This window comes from Exiguobacterium sp. s166 (assembly GCF_018618855.1).
Classification (GTDB): Bacteria; Bacillota; Bacilli; order Exiguobacteriales; family Exiguobacteriaceae; genus Exiguobacterium_A.
Genome location: NZ_JACSMU010000004.1, coordinates 213,651 through 227,833, shown reverse-complemented (window position 1 = coordinate 227,833; position 14,183 = coordinate 213,651). Strand labels below are relative to the sequence as shown.

Annotated in this window: 14 protein-coding genes; 12 read left to right on the top strand and 2 right to left on the bottom strand. The window is 49.2% G+C overall.

Going from position 1 to position 14,183, the window contains the following annotated elements:
• Positions 1–68 precede the first annotated feature (68 nt).
• The 10 genes from KNP93_RS11300 (at position 69) to KNP93_RS11255 (ending at position 9,630) form a co-directional block, all read left to right on the top strand.
• Positions 69–596, top strand: coding sequence for a type III secretion system chaperone family protein (locus tag KNP93_RS11300; RefSeq protein ID WP_012371690.1), 528 nt, complete (start codon positions 69–71; stop codon positions 594–596).
• A 151-nt stretch (positions 597–747) separates the two neighbouring features.
• The gene (locus KNP93_RS11295) at positions 748–1,929 is read left to right on the top strand and encodes a hypothetical protein (protein WP_131503457.1); all 1,182 of its coding nucleotides are present in this window, start codon (positions 748–750) and stop codon (positions 1,927–1,929) included.
• A 25-nt stretch (positions 1,930–1,954) separates the two neighbouring features.
• Positions 1,955–2,875: an NAD-dependent epimerase/dehydratase family protein gene (locus tag KNP93_RS11290; RefSeq protein ID WP_214855362.1), complete on the top strand. Its 921-nt coding sequence runs from the start codon at positions 1,955–1,957 to the stop codon at positions 2,873–2,875.
• Positions 2,854–3,711, top strand: a complete 858-nt coding sequence (locus tag KNP93_RS11285; protein ID WP_214855360.1) for a lysylphosphatidylglycerol synthase transmembrane domain-containing protein — start codon at positions 2,854–2,856, stop codon at positions 3,709–3,711. Before KNP93_RS11290 ends, KNP93_RS11285 begins: the two co-directional genes overlap by 22 nt.
• A gap of 5 nt (positions 3,712–3,716) precedes the next feature.
• Positions 3,717–5,150, top strand: coding sequence for an alkaline phosphatase family protein (locus tag KNP93_RS11280; RefSeq protein ID WP_214855358.1), 1,434 nt, complete (start codon positions 3,717–3,719; stop codon positions 5,148–5,150).
• Positions 5,147–5,878 carry a glycosyltransferase family 2 protein gene (locus KNP93_RS11275; RefSeq protein WP_214855356.1) on the top strand — a complete coding sequence of 244 codons (732 nt, stop codon included), beginning with the start codon at positions 5,147–5,149 and terminating at the stop codon, positions 5,876–5,878. The genes KNP93_RS11280 and KNP93_RS11275 overlap by 4 nt, the downstream gene beginning before the upstream one ends.
• Complete coding sequence (locus KNP93_RS11270) at positions 5,875–6,612, top strand: hypothetical protein (protein ID WP_131973476.1); 738 nt, start codon at positions 5,875–5,877, stop codon at positions 6,610–6,612. The genes KNP93_RS11275 and KNP93_RS11270 overlap by 4 nt, the downstream gene beginning before the upstream one ends.
• 12 nt (positions 6,613–6,624) lie before the next feature.
• On the top strand, positions 6,625–7,542 hold the full coding sequence (locus KNP93_RS11265; RefSeq protein ID WP_131503463.1) for an FTR1 family iron permease: 918 nt from the start codon (positions 6,625–6,627) through the stop codon (positions 7,540–7,542).
• Positions 7,539–8,921, top strand: coding sequence for a hypothetical protein (locus KNP93_RS11260; RefSeq protein ID WP_214855354.1), 1,383 nt, complete (start codon positions 7,539–7,541; stop codon positions 8,919–8,921). Before KNP93_RS11265 ends, KNP93_RS11260 begins: the two co-directional genes overlap by 4 nt.
• A 13-nt stretch (positions 8,922–8,934) precedes the next feature.
• Positions 8,935–9,630: a phosphotransferase family protein gene (locus KNP93_RS11255; RefSeq protein ID WP_214855352.1), complete on the top strand. Its 696-nt coding sequence runs from the start codon at positions 8,935–8,937 to the stop codon at positions 9,628–9,630.
• Between the two features lie 328 nt (positions 9,631–9,958).
• Here KNP93_RS11255 and KNP93_RS11250 read toward each other — a convergent pair whose 3' ends face one another.
• Positions 9,959–10,519: a GNAT family N-acetyltransferase gene (locus KNP93_RS11250; protein WP_214855350.1), complete on the bottom strand. Its 561-nt coding sequence runs from the start codon at positions 10,517–10,519 to the stop codon at positions 9,959–9,961.
• A 76-nt stretch (positions 10,520–10,595) separates the two neighbouring features.
• Positions 10,596–11,207 (bottom strand): YitT family protein, encoded by a 612-nt coding sequence (locus KNP93_RS11245; RefSeq protein ID WP_131973479.1) that lies wholly within the window; start codon positions 11,205–11,207, stop codon positions 10,596–10,598.
• Between the two features lie 419 nt (positions 11,208–11,626).
• On the opposite strand from KNP93_RS11245, the gene KNP93_RS11240 reads away from it, so the two are divergent.
• Together KNP93_RS11240 and KNP93_RS11235 are read left to right on the top strand one after the other, a co-directional pair.
• Positions 11,627–12,979 carry an FAD-dependent oxidoreductase gene (locus KNP93_RS11240; protein WP_131973480.1) on the top strand — a complete coding sequence of 451 codons (1,353 nt, stop codon included), beginning with the start codon at positions 11,627–11,629 and terminating at the stop codon, positions 12,977–12,979.
• Between the two features lie 227 nt (positions 12,980–13,206).
• A complete protein-coding gene (locus KNP93_RS11235; protein ID WP_114596612.1) occupies positions 13,207–14,091 on the top strand; it encodes an SDR family oxidoreductase in 885 nt (294 codons plus the stop codon).
• Positions 14,092–14,183 lie beyond the last annotated feature (92 nt).

The window sequence follows — 14,183 nt, the reverse complement described above, 5'->3', positions numbered from 1 at the left end:
ACATTAGTTGCAATTCCATCTAAAATGCTTGAAACTGAGATTACAGTATTTATAAGGGGGATTTTAAAATGGACCAGGATCGTAACTCGAAAGACACGAACGATAACAAAGTCACACCGATCAACCAAAACAGTCAGCCCGAAACAAATGAAAACGGGGTAACGGCTGTGCAACAACAATATCTGGAAGAGTTCCAAGCATTCTTAGTCGAAAAAGGCATCCCGATGGAAGCACGTGAAAACGAGACACACGTTTTCTTTATGACGCAAGAAAAAACACCATCAGGCGCAGAACCGATGATGATGATCGTCTTCAGCAAAACGGCGACGGATGTCGAGTTATTCGCCCGTACAATCACACACGTGCCAGACGGTGTCGAAGATCTCCCAATCTTAAATGCGATCAATGACTTTAACCAAGAATTCAAATACTTCCGTGTTGTCCTCGACAGCGACCGTGATGTCACGATTGCTTCAACGATTGACCTCGATCACGGCTTTAATCCGGCAGCAATCTTCGGACACTCTGTCATGATGTTCCAAGCTTCCGACGAAGTATTTGCTTATCTTACGAAATTGTATGACCAAGTTCAGTAAAATATCGCTTAAAAATGGCTCTCGAGACAACTCGGGAGCCATTTTTTTCATTTTCAGGTTCAATTGACAATGAGAATTATTCTCGCTATAGTTAGATTTGTGAAAACGACATCATTTTTAACACAATCATCTTATTCTGGGGGAATAGATTATGAAAAAAAGCTTAAAAGTAGCATCACTCTTTATGACTGCAGGACTGCTTGCGGCCTGTGGAAACAGCGAAGAGACGACGACGGCTCCTAAAAAAGAAAAAACGGAGCAAACATCTGAGACGAAAACAAACGCCGGTATCGCCGCTACGACCTTAAAAGATGAACTGACGATCTTCAGTTCCATCAAAGCGGAGCTCGACAAAGCAAAAGAAAATCAAGCGATTGACTGGAAAATGGTTCAGACGAGCTATGACTCAAAATTAAAAGGCGGCGTCACGACAGCTGCTCCTGAAATTGATGAAGTCATCAGTTCCGCATTAGCAGGTGTCGAATCCAAAGAACTTGATGAGAATATTGCCCGCCAACTCGTGGATAAAGGCATTCAGTCTTATTTCTATAAACTTCAAAAATCAACACAAGCAACGGCGGAAGAAGCCGTTAAGGCCGGAAAAACGGACGAAGCGACAGCTGCACTCAACGACATTCAAGACATGTCAGAGACAGTCTTCATTCCGACGGCTGAAAAACGGGATGCCAGTTACGGCTTTAAAAACGAAGACTCGATCGCTCAAGCCATCAACTCCGGATTGACAGCGCAGGAAGAAGCGATTACGGCAAAAAACATCGCCGATTTTAATGTTGCGAAACAATTGACGGATAAATCGATTTACCGGTCGTTCTATCTCGCCGCTCTCGGATACGCTCAAAAAATCGAAGACGGTGTCAAAGCCGGCACAGACGAAAAAGAATTGCAGATGGAACAAGCTGAAGGATACGGATTCCTGCTGGCCATCGAAGAATCACTTGCCGGCGGCGATGAAGAAGCCGTCGCTACATTAAAAGAACGCTATGATTTCTCAAAAACAAAACCGGCAGACGTTAAGTTCAAAGAAATCGAGAGCTTGTTCGCCAAAGCACTAACGGAAAAGATTGACGGCTACCACGAAGAAACACAAGAAGCACTCGAGAAAAAAGATATTGATACAGCACGCGTCGAAGCGATGGAAGCTAACATGTTCGTCATTGCCATGAAACCGACACTCGAAAATCGTTTAGGCAAAGAAACAGCACAAACAGTTTTGGCAGATGCGAGTGCCTGGTATGCTCTTGTCGAAAAAGGTGATCTGAAGGCAGAAGAAACAGGTGATCAAATCACTGACGCGTTAGAGCCGCTCAACTAATCGTTTAAAATCGGAGGAATGCGCTATGCAAATCGGAATTACAGGAGGAGCCGGCTTTATCGGGGCGGCGCTTGCACTACGTCTTCAAGCAAGCGGTCACACCGTCTATGTCATCGATGCTTTTACCGACTATTATGATGTCGAATTGAAGCGGACACGGGCAAAGCAGTTACAGGCTAACGGGATTGACGTCTTTGACGGCAACGTCCACGAAGATTTGGCAACGTGGTGTGCCTCCCACTCGTTTGCTGCCCTGTTTCATTTGGCAGCATTGCCGGGTGTCCCGGGCTCTTTAACTGAACCCCATCGCTACATCGAAGATGACATCGCGATGACGGTGACTGTCCTCGAAACAGCTCGGACCCACGGTATTCCGCATGTGTTTTTTGCTTCCTCCTCTTCCGTTTATGGTGAACAGACCGGCGCCTTGCTTGAACATCAAGCGACGGGAAATGTGATGAGTCCTTACGCAGCAGCTAAGTACAGTGCGGAAACGTTTTGCCGGACCTATCAAAATCTGTATGACCTGAACATGACGATCTTCCGATTTTTCACGGTATATGGTCCGTCCGGTCGACCGGATATGGCATTGTTCCGCTTCATTGAACAAGCGTTGGACGGTCAAGCGATTACCGTTTTCGGCGATCCGGTCCGTGACTTCACCTATATCGATGACATTACCCGGGGCATGGAACAGGCGCTTGAAGCAAACGCGACAGGCCTCTTCAATCTCGGTGCCAATCGTCCGGAATCGGTTCATGATATCGCCATGTTACTTGGCCAACGGTTTAACGTACCTGTCATTTCGGCACCGGCCCGACCAGGCGATGTCTCAATGACTTGGAGTAATACCGAGGCGGCCCGGCAGACGTTTTGTTACGTTCCTTCCTTTACGCTCGCTGATGGAATCGAACGGATGATCACATGGCATCTCGAACGTCGGTGATCCGTGGAGTTGCGAGCGTCTTCTTGACGTTGGCAGCTCTTTTTTTACTTCTGCGATTCGGCTTGGAACTGCCGACTGCCTGGCGCTATATCAAAACATTGACGACTTCTTACTGGACGCTGGCCGCAACGTTCAGCTACGCACTTGCTTTTTATGTCCGGGCGATTGCCTGGCGGACAGCCGATGAAAAAACGGCTCCGACAGCTGTCTATCTGACGAGTCTCTATATCGGACTGGCTGTTAATCATCTATCCCCCGTCAAGCTTGGGGAAGCGGTCCGCTTGTTGACAGCCCGTGCCATTGGCAGTCCTCTCAAACGGACGACCGCCATTTTGGTCGCACAACGCGGGATCGACCTATCCGTACTCGGTCTTTTCGTGGCGGCCGGGGTATTATTAGGACAAACCGTTTGGGTCGCTGCCTTGGCACTCACAGGAGGTCTCGTCCTCTTACTGCTCGTTCGCAGATTCATCCAAGCGATGCCGGCATTAATCGGATACGGTCTGCTCGCTTGGGTTTTTGAAGCCGTTGCCGTCGCTTGTCTTTTCGAAGGCGCCGAAGTGACCGTTCCTTTTCCCGTCATTCTCGTCGCGATGAGCGCCGGGGTCCTGTCCGGCATCGCCCAATTCACACCGGGCGGGCTCGGGACGTATGAACTTGCCATGGGAACCGTCCTGCACCTGTCCGGTGTTCCGAACCCGTATGAGCTTGCCTTGATGACCCATCTCTTTAAATACGCGTTTGCGTTTTTAGCGCCGGTTTATGTACTCATCCGTCATTTTAAGACGGTTCAATTACTGTTTTCCCAGTTCAAGAAGCACAACACGAAAGGATGACCTGCATGAAAAGTGCTTCCCGCTTTGAAAAAGTTGCCGCACGGATGTGGAACTTACTGAATGAAGGTAAACCCTTCACACCGATTTTTACACTGGGTGTTTTCCTGAGCTATACGCTTTTAGTTCAAGGTTCACTCAGCGGTGCCGGCTTCGGTTTCCTCGTGACACTGCCGCTGCTCGTTTTATATTGGAAGTTTGATTTCCCGTTATTTTTACGGAACTATCTTTGGCTGCCTTTGATTGTCTGGCTATTTATAGAAGGAACGGATTCCCGTCTGCTCCCGCTATTCGCGTACGGCGCCGGTCTCTACTTCTTCTTTACCGTCTTTTTCTGGGGAACGATTTATTATCATCTCCGGATCGGGACCGACTGGTTGAATTTCACCCGGTTTTGGAAGCTCGTTCTAAAGAACAGTGACTCAACAAGCGGAAACGCCCAGGAACAACTGCCGAAAGTCGGATTGTTGCTTGCCTATTGGCAAACGGCTTCAATCGAACAGACGCTTGACTGGTCTTATCTTTGGTTCCCGCTCGGACTGTTCCTGTTCGCCTGGATCCTGCATCATTATCTGTTTGATTGGAAACCGAAATTACCGACGGAGTCGACCGTCGATGCACCGGTTCCCGCTTCGTCGAAAGTTTATGTCCTGATTGTCGACGGCATGCGGAAAGATCGTTATATGGCAGCAGACACTCCTTTCCTTGAGCGATTGCGCCAGGAAGGAACGGAGTATACGAACATGGAGACGGTCTATCCGGCCCGGACCGTCGTCTGCTTCAGCTCGATGTTCACAGGCGCACGACCGGAAGAACACGGGATCCATTCGAACATGGTCTGGAACACGACCGGTGTCAAAACAGACACGGTCTTCGATCGACTGCGTGACGTCGGCAAGACCGGTAAGATTCTCGGTATCGCCCATCTCGTCGATGCGTTCGGTTCTAAAGACGTGCATACCGTGACAGCCGTCATGCATAATGATGTCGCCGACCGGAACATCATCGACCGCGCCAAACAGATCGTCCGGGACGAAGATCCGGATTTACTGGCGATTCAGCTGATCGGGACCGATCAGACCGGTCACAGCCGCGGCACCCTTTATTCCGAATATGTCCAAAAAATCGAAGAGGCGGATGCCTTGTTGGCTGAGTTTTGTGACGATCTGGACCGGCTTGGTAAGCTCGACGATGCCACACTGATCGTCATGGCGGATCACGGACAAGCCGACGGAATCGGCGGTCACGGTCATCTGGATGAAGGGGAACGGTTCGTCCCGTTCTGGATGTACGGCAAACACGTCCATTCCGGTCTGAAAGTTGATACACACCGGCATATCCTGTCGCTCGGACCGACCGTCTCGAAGTTGCTTGGTGCTGCTATCCCGCACGACAGCCGCGGTGTCTTACTGACGGAAGCCTTTAAGGAGGAATCCTCATGAAAAAAATCGTCGTCTTTCTTCCGGCCCATAACGAAGAAGTCTCCTTGCCGCTTGTCTTAAAACGCATTCCGGCTGAAATTGACGGGCTTCCCGTCGAGACCATCGTCATTGATGACGGTTCGACGGATGCGACCTCGGACATTGCACGGCGCCACGGCGCACACGTCTATCGCTTTTCCGACAACCAGGGACTCGGTGCGGCTGTCCGCGAAGGACTGCTCCGGTCTTACGAGCATGGGGCAAGCGTCGCGGTCATGATCGATGCGGACAATGAATATCCGGCTGACCAGATTCCGGATGTCGTCCGACCGATCCTCGCGGGTGAAGCGGACTATGTGTTCGGTTCCCGTTTCTTAGGGACCGTTGACGGGATGCGCCTGTACCGCTATATTGGAAATCATGTTTTCACCTGGTTACAGTGTCTGTTGCTGAAACAGCGGATTTATGACGGACAAAGCGGGATGCGGGCCTTTTCCCGTGCAGCGTGTAACCATGCAGAAATCATCCACGACTACAACTACGCTCAAGTCCTGACACTGAACCTTGTCCGGAAAGGCTTCCGGTTGCACGAAGTTCCGATTCGTTACCGTGTGCGCGAAGCCGGTAAGTCCTTTATCCGTTTGAATTATGTCCAGCGTGTCTTACCTGCGATTTATCGGGAATGGCGTCGCCCCGTCGTCCGCTTATCCGCTGAAGAACGTTTTGAACGAAAGGAGCATCTTGGATGAAAAAACCGCTTGTATTGACCATGATTGCCTTCTTAATCCTGTTGACTGCGCCGCTGTCGGCATCTGCCTACAGCTACGGGGATCCGGGAAAAGAGGCGTTCGCGGAAGCCTATAAACAGTTTGAAGAACAACTCGACCAAAAAGATTACACATTAGCGCGGGAGACGATTGACGCTTACGATAAAGAATTCACGCTCTACTTCCCGGAAGCGAAGGAAAAAATTGATTCCGCTTTGGCAGACCAAGATGCAGCAGCAGCCAAACAGGCGTATCGCGTCGCTTTACGTCAAAATATCGAACGCCGTCTGCATTTCGCACAGGAACAATTCGATGACTTTGGCCAAGCGAAATTGTTGCTCGCGAAGGCACGCGGCACATATGACGTCCTCGCCCCTTATGTTAAGGAAAGCGAGGGTGCAAAGACAAGTGATTCCTTGTATACTGCATTTGATGATTCGCTTGCTGCTCTTGGAAACCCCGGATTGTTCGGAGTCGGTAAAAAAGCAAGTGACCGCAAAGCGTTTGACCAAAACATCAAACAGATTGAAGAGACGGTCACACCGTTATTCATTTTGCCGGGTGAGGAAAAGACCGGTGTCTTCGATGAAGAAGACTCGATTTTCGGTCAGTCTTTCGGAACGGACGATATTTGGAAAACGGTCGCCATCAGTCTCGTCATCATCTTAATCGTCATCGTCATCATCGGTCAGCGTAAGAAACGACGCGCTCAATAAGGAGGAAGACACATGGATTTTCAGGCGTTTTTAATCACCCTTCGCGAATGTCTCGAAGCCGTCCTGATCGTCGGCTTGATTCTCGGTTATCTCGATCGGCTCAATGCACCACAATATAAAAAATGGGTCTACGCCGGTGTTGGACTTGCCTTACTCGCGAGTCTGGGTGTCGCCTTCCTGTTCCAGGTCGTCTTTACGAGTTTCGCAAGCTTCGGCAGCGATACGTATTTACGTCTTGGAATCATGATCATCTCGGTTTTCCTCTTGACGCACATGGTCCTTTGGATGGGCAAGGAGGCGAAAGAGAACCAGCAGGCTTCACAGGCGAAAGTCGCGGCTGCCGTCTCGACCGGCAGTGCGATTACGATGATCGTCCATTCGTTCCTCGTCATCGTCCGGGAAGGGATCGAAACGGTCTTCTTCTTCGCCGCGATTTCCGGCGGTGAAATCGAAAAAGTCCTGACGAGCTACGGTGCCGTCTCCGGTCTCCTGCTCGCCTTGATTTTCGGTTACCTGTTCGTTTCCGGGACGATGAAGATTCCCGTCAAGCGCTTTTTCCAAGTGACCGGCGTCTTGATTTTATTCATTGCAGCGGGCATGCTTGTGCAAACGATTGGCCGGTTCCAGGATCTCGGCTTGCTCGGCAGTCTGTTGACGAATGCGGACGGAACACCGGCTGCGCTTTACAATATCGTCGCTTTCATGCCGGAACACTACATCGATCAAGTCCAGTATTTGCGGGACACGGGCAATACGACTTTGATCAGCGGACAAATCGGCACGTTCATGGGTGCGATGTTCGGCTACAGCCACAACCCATCCATCGAGCAGGTCATCGCGTGGTGGGGATACTTCGCCTTTGCCGGTTTTATGTTAACACGTCAAAATCGGACGTCAAAAACCGCTAAGAAACTGCAGGAGGTCTCATGACGGTTCGGAGCGGTCATCCACATCGACGTGGACGATCGCTTTTTTTCATCGCTTGTCTGTTATTGTTCGGGTTCACCGGCATCCGTCTGGCATTCGTCAGTCCGTTTGTGGCAAGCTACGACATTGCGAATTTCACACTGGCTGTCGGTCAATACGATCTGGCCAATCTGCAACCGCACTTCCCCGGATACCCGTTTTTCATCCTGCTCGCGACCGGTCTCGCGCGGCTTGGTGTCGATCCGGTCCGTGCATTTGGTATGATTTCGACATTCGGTCTCGCAAGTGGTGTCATCCCGTTGTATCTTTTATTCAAACGCTGTTCCCTCGACACCGTTCGGTTGCTCAGCGCGTTTACAGTCGTCTCGATTGCTTCGCTTGTCACGTTGTCTGCAACCGGTATGTCGGACGGTCTCGCACTCGGTGTACTCTGTTGGTTCATGTGGAGTGTTGAACAGGCCCGGCAGAACCGTTTCCGCCTTTTGCCGTACCTCCTGTTCGGACTGTTAATGGCGACCCGGCTGTCATATGCGCCGTTCGGCATCATCCTCTTGTTTTTACTGTGGCAGTCACGTCGTGATGCATGGCAATTTGTATCGGAAACCGCCGTTCTCCTGCTTGCTCAACTCGCCTGGTTGTTGCCGGTTGCCTTCTCTGTCGGCGGACCAGCCTCCTTTGCCCAATTGTCGCTCAGTTTCGTGATAGGACACTTTTCGGACTGGGGAGGGACGGCACAAACGGATCAAGCCTCGCTGCTCGAACGACTTGGATTAACACTAAAACAAATGATCTGGCATGGATTCGGATTGGCGACCTGGCTCGGTCTTGCCTCTGTTTTATTCTTATGCGCTCAACGGATCCGTCCGCTTTCACTTTGGTGGTCTGTAACCGGGATCGGTTATTTTCTTTGGGTCTGGTTCGCGCAAAATATCGACAAGCCGCGGCATGTCTTACCGCTTGTCCTGCTTCTCGTCATCCTATTCGTACGGCACTTATCGATCCAGTGGCTCGTTCCGTTTTTATGCATCCAGTTGGTAATCGGCAGCATTGCCTTGTATGAACAGGCGACTGCTCAGCCGGCAACGCTTCAGCTGGCGGAAGCGATCACCGAGTTACCGGCGTCAGCAACCGTCTTCACCGACGAAGAGGACCGGCAGTTTTTGATGAAACGACCGGCTGCCACCATCGTTCCGATTGGATCTGTAAGTAAATGGCGGGCAGAGCCGAAATCACAGGAAGTCTACCTGACCGGTCGATTGCTGGAACGGTTAATGGCAGCGGATGTGCCGCTTGAAGCAACGGAAGTTTTCCATTTCACGAGTGATCGGCGGTTTGAGCCGGAAGATGCGGATGCACGGTTGTATCGGTTAATTTTACGTTAAGGAGCGAATTTGGATGAGTATTATTGGAAGCGGAAATACGGCGATGATCCAGAAAGAAAGCGAGACGATTGTTCGAAAACAGTTTCACGATTCTATTCCATTCGCTGCCATTCAACAGGAATTTCAAAATCATCAACGGATTCGTCATAATTTTCCGATGACCCCTCAAGTCTATGACTGTGTCAATCGATCCATTCGCATGGAGTATCTGTCAGGGGAACCGCTCGGTGACCTGATGCAATGTCATCCGTTTAGGATTTGGCGTTACATGACAAAAATGGTCATATCACAAAAACTTCTTCATGCATTATCCATTGCCGGCTTACCGCTTTTACAGGAACGGTATCCTGATCATGATGGGCTAGTAGGAGGCACTGCTTTGTGTCATGGCGATTTTCATCCATATAATCTATTACTCGTAAAAGAAGAACTGTACGTTATCGATTGGATGGATGCCTCTATCGGCAATCCACTGATGGACGTCGCCCGTACTTTTTTATTGATTCGCTACGGAGGACGAATGTCTTTACGAAACCCGGCAGAACGTATTTCCCGCTTCATCCTCAGTCATTTGTACCGTATCTGTTACTTTAAGCGCATCAGAAAAGTCACCGGATTTAAGGGTTGTTTACGGTTGTGTGCAGCTTCTCGTTTGGAAGAGCAGATTACGCCTGTCGAATCCGTTCTGTTACAACGTTTTTTAAAGTGATGGATCCGGTCGACTCCAACGAATCACAAATCATCGCCACCTAATTAAGCTTAACGTAAAAAAATCACTCGCTTCACGCGTTTTCCTGTAGGAGTCGCGTGAAGCGAGTGATTTTTTGAATCCAGATTCTTATTGTATCGATCTTAACAGCTTAACAAAACGTCGTGGAGAAGCAGACAACACGAAGTCTCCTGCGGGAAAAGCGGAACAGGTGAGACCCCGTAAGCCGCGCAGGCGACGCGGAGGCTCACGTTTCGCCCGCGGAAAGCGAAGTCTTGTCTGCGTATCAACGAATCTTAAAACGAATTCGAAGCACTTCCCTCGTCATTCAAGTTGAATACGGTCGTTCCATATAGTCAAATTGTCCGCCACTGATTTCAATCGTCTTGACCGGTACGAATCCAAGACGTCGATACAATCGTTGCGCCCCCGCATTCGTCTGATCCGCATTTAACGTAAAGGCCCGTAATCCACGCCGTTCGCCTTCGTCCGCCGCTGCCTGCAATAGTTCAGACCCGATTCCCTTTCCACCGTATGCTGCATCAACGGATAACGTATCGAGATAAAAGACATCACCTTCCGTCTCCTGATCAATTTGCACGTCCTGTCCTGTCCACTCGCGGAGCTGACGCTTAATCGGTTCATCCAACCGTGCTGCATCAAATCCGGCATACGTGATGACGATGCCGACGACACGTCCGTCGAGTTCTTTGACAAGGATATTCTCGTGACTCAACCGGTTTCCGGTTTGCGTAACAAACAGCGCGAGCCGCTCCAAAATTAATTCCTTCTCCTGCGTTCCGGTCAGCGTCTCGGCAATTTCATGAATCGCCTGTTCAATCAACGGCGCGATTTGATCCGCGTCATTCGCAGTCGCTTGTCTGATCATTTGATTTTGCTCCTTTCTTCTTCTCTTATTATTCTAAAACAAAAACCCTCCTGATATCAGGAAGGTTTGATTCGGTTCATTTCAACTCTGTTACCGGAATTGCTACCTCAACCGGTTCACGCGTCATCACTGAAACAACACGCCCCGCAATCGCGACGGCAAGCAACGTATATAACGTTAAGCTCAACGGCAGATAGACGAGTGAGATGACAAGGACGACGGCATCAAGACTAAATAAAATCGTCCCGATCGATAAGCCGGTCAGCTTACTGAGACCCATCGACAATAAATCGTCGCCTCCTGTTGCCGCGCCGCTTTTCAAGACGAGTCCGAGACCATATCCGGTCACGATACCGCTTGCGACGGCCGCAATCAGCGTTGCCGGCCAGGCCTGTTCCGGAAAATGAAACAGATCCAGTCGGTACCACATTTCGTAAAACAGAGACAAGGCGCTTGCTGAAATCAGCGCTTCCCCGACAAACCGTTTGCCTTTAAAATAGAGTGCTCCGATAAAAAATGGAATATCGAGTACAATCATCGAAATCGATGGATTGATGTCAAAAAAGTAGCGTCCGAGCAATGATAACCCGATAAATCCGCCTTCTGCCAAACCAAATTGTTCATTCAAGGTGTAGTAGCCAAACGCCATAAGCAGCGTTCCGGCTAAGATGGTAATAATTCGTTTCATGTGTTGTCCTCTCCCGTATCTTCCATGGGAGAGGATGTAATTGTCCCGTTTGGGTATTCATCTATTTTCGCTCTCCCTGATTTTTTTCAAGCCATTACCTTCCTGTTCAATGAAGATTGGCGCTGCTAAAAATCAGGTAAGCTGAATAGATGATCGGTCCTCTCGGTGTCCATCGGTTTCCACCCTTTCGTTTTGTTGTCCCTTTCATTATAACCTGAACTTCAGAAACTGAAACAGTTTTACACGTTTTTAACAAAACTGATATAGACGACACTCACTTGCTCACTCATTCACATTTTAGACAAATCTTTGCTCAATATTGAACAAAGAACTTGAAAACCACTTTGTGAAGTAATACACTAAGGATATCAAATGAATGTGATTTTTATCACAAACAAAACAAAAAGGGGACTTTACTCATGAAAGTAGCAGTCATCGGTTGTACACACGCAGGAACAGCAGCAGTTAAAGAATTGACTTCACAGCACGAGCAATTGGATATCACCGTTTATGAACGAAACGATAACGTCTCTTTCCTCTCTTGCGGTATCGCGCTTCACGTCGGTGGCGTCGTCGAGCATGCGGAGTCGCTGTTTTATTCTTCACCGGATGAACTGGCTGAGCTTGGTGCAGACATGCGCTTAAAACATGATGTTCTCGAAATCGACAGCACGAATCAAACGATTGTTGCCAAAAACCTCGTAACGGGTGAAACCGTTTATGATACGTACGATAAATTGATCATGACGACGGGTTCATGGCCGATCATTCCGATGTTACCGGGTATTGAACTCAATCAAATCGAGCTTTGTAAAAACTATCACCATGCCCAAACAATCATCAAAAAAGCGACGGATGCCCAGCGAATCACAGTCGTCGGTGCCGGTTATATCGGTGCCGAACTGGTTGAAGCGTTTGAAGCATACGGTAAAGACGTCACGTTCATCGACAGTGCCGACCGGATTTTAAATAAATACCTGGATCGTTCATTCACCGACATCATCGAAAACGAATTGACGGATCGCGGCATTCGTTTGGAACTGAACCAGACTGTTCAAAGCTTTACCGGTGTTGATGGAAACGTCACACAAGTCGTCACGGATAAAGGAACGTTTGAAACGGATCTCGTCATTCTCTGTGTTGGTTTCCGACCAAGCACGGAATTGTTAAAAGGACAAATCGACATGTTACCGAACGGTGCCATCATCGTCGACGACTATATGCGGACAAGTAATCCGAACATCTTTGCTGCCGGTGACAGCTGTGCCGTCTATTACAATCCGGCCCGGACACATGCATATATTCCACTCGCAACGAATGCCGTCCGTATGGGGACACTTGTCGGAAAAAACCTGCTTGCTCCGACAATCCGTTACCAGGGGACGCAAGGTACATCCGGTCTCCGCTTGTATGACTTGAACATTGCTTCGACCGGTCTGACGGAAGATGCCGCTCCATTCTTCGGTTTGGAAGTAGCGAGTACGACGGTTCAGGATGCCTACCGTCCTGAGTTCATGCCGACAGCTGAAAATGTCCAATTGAAACTCGTCTATGAAACAACGACTCACCGCCTTGTCGGGGCGCAGATCATCTCAAAAGTTGATTTGACACAAGCCATGAACACGTTATCGGTAGCCATTCAAAACGACATGACGCTCGAAGAATTGGCTTTCGTCGACTTCTTCTTCCAGCCCCATTACAACAAACCGTGGAACTTACTGAACCAAGCAGCTTTACAAGGCATGAATGAGCTGACATCGGAACGCGTTTAATGCATTGCCTTCCCCCTCTCTTTTCAAATCGGAGTCCACACCTGTGGATTCCGATTTTTTTATTGTTCATCCGGTCGATTCCGATAATCTGTTGCGGCTGCTTTGCCCAGTCTCCTTCCACAACTGAGAAAAACTTCACTCGGTTAACCAATTGACGTTTAGACGTGAAGTGACAGGGAACATACTTCTTATGCAAACGAAACCACTATCACAGGAGGAATCAATTCATGTCACAGTCTAACAATCCACTTACACAATATTTCAATGATGACTTCCCGAAACAATATCAGGAGGCGCCGGCTGTCCAGGCAAAAATGGAACCCGTTCCCGATTGTGGTGAAGAAAGCTACAAAGGATCCGGTAAATTAAAAGGGAAAAAAGCCTTAATCACAGGAGGCGATTCCGGAATCGGCCGTGCCGCTGCCATTGCTTATGCCCGTGAAGGTGCCGATGTGTTCCTCAATTATCTTCCGGAAGAACAGCAAGACGCGGAAGAAGTCAAAGCACTCGTCGAAGCAGCCGGTCAAAAGGCATACTTACTTGCCGGTGACCTCAGTGACGAAACATTCTGTCAACAACTCGTCAAAGAAGCACACGAATCTCTTGGCGGAATTGATATTTTGGCACTCGTCGCCGGTAAACAACAAGCTGTCGAGGACATCATGGACCTGTCGACGGAACAGCTCCGCAAAACATATGAAATCAACGTCTTTTCACTGTTTTGGGTCGTTAAAGCTGCCCTTCCGTTATTAAAAGAAGGGGCTTCCATCATTACGACGACTTCGGTTCAAGGCTACAACCCAAGTGCGAACTTACTCGATTACGCGTCAACAAAATTTGCCATCAACGGCTTCACGCGCGGACTTGCGAAACAAGTCGCGCCAAAAGGCATCCGCGTCAACTCGGTCGCACCGGGTCCAATCTGGACACCATTGCAAATCTCAGGTGGTCAACCAAGCGAAAACATTCCGGAATTCGGACAGGAAACACCGCTTAAACGGAGCGGCCAACCGGTAGAACTGTCGAGCGTCTATGTCTTCCTCGCTTCGGATGATGCCAGTTATGTGACGGCGCAAATTTATGGTGTCACAGGCGGAATCGAACTCGCTTAATTCAATTTTTTCAACCCGGCAGCTTTGATGGCGACATCAAGGCTGTTTTTTTGTTATGAGTTGCTTCTCCATGCCTGGTTTAGTCTAATGAA

Coding starts and splice junctions, on each gene's coding strand:
- KNP93_RS11300 (WP_012371690.1), top strand. CDS start 69: ATGGACCAGGATCGTAACTCGAAAGACACGAACGATAACAAAGTCACA.
- KNP93_RS11295 (WP_131503457.1), top strand. CDS start 748: ATGAAAAAAAGCTTAAAAGTAGCATCACTCTTTATGACTGCAGGACTG.
- KNP93_RS11290 (WP_214855362.1), top strand. CDS start 1,955: ATGCAAATCGGAATTACAGGAGGAGCCGGCTTTATCGGGGCGGCGCTT.
- KNP93_RS11285 (WP_214855360.1), top strand. CDS start 2,854: ATGGCATCTCGAACGTCGGTGATCCGTGGAGTTGCGAGCGTCTTCTTG.
- KNP93_RS11280 (WP_214855358.1), top strand. CDS start 3,717: ATGAAAAGTGCTTCCCGCTTTGAAAAAGTTGCCGCACGGATGTGGAAC.
- KNP93_RS11275 (WP_214855356.1), top strand. CDS start 5,147: ATGAAAAAAATCGTCGTCTTTCTTCCGGCCCATAACGAAGAAGTCTCC.
- KNP93_RS11270 (WP_131973476.1), top strand. CDS start 5,875: ATGAAAAAACCGCTTGTATTGACCATGATTGCCTTCTTAATCCTGTTG.
- KNP93_RS11265 (WP_131503463.1), top strand. CDS start 6,625: ATGGATTTTCAGGCGTTTTTAATCACCCTTCGCGAATGTCTCGAAGCC.
- KNP93_RS11260 (WP_214855354.1), top strand. CDS start 7,539: ATGACGGTTCGGAGCGGTCATCCACATCGACGTGGACGATCGCTTTTT.
- KNP93_RS11255 (WP_214855352.1), top strand. CDS start 8,935: ATGAGTATTATTGGAAGCGGAAATACGGCGATGATCCAGAAAGAAAGC.
- KNP93_RS11250 (WP_214855350.1), bottom strand. CDS start 10,519: ATGATCAGACAAGCGACTGCGAATGACGCGGATCAAATCGCGCCGTTG.
- KNP93_RS11245 (WP_131973479.1), bottom strand. CDS start 11,207: ATGAAACGAATTATTACCATCTTAGCCGGAACGCTGCTTATGGCGTTT.
- KNP93_RS11240 (WP_131973480.1), top strand. CDS start 11,627: ATGAAAGTAGCAGTCATCGGTTGTACACACGCAGGAACAGCAGCAGTT.
- KNP93_RS11235 (WP_114596612.1), top strand. CDS start 13,207: ATGTCACAGTCTAACAATCCACTTACACAATATTTCAATGATGACTTC.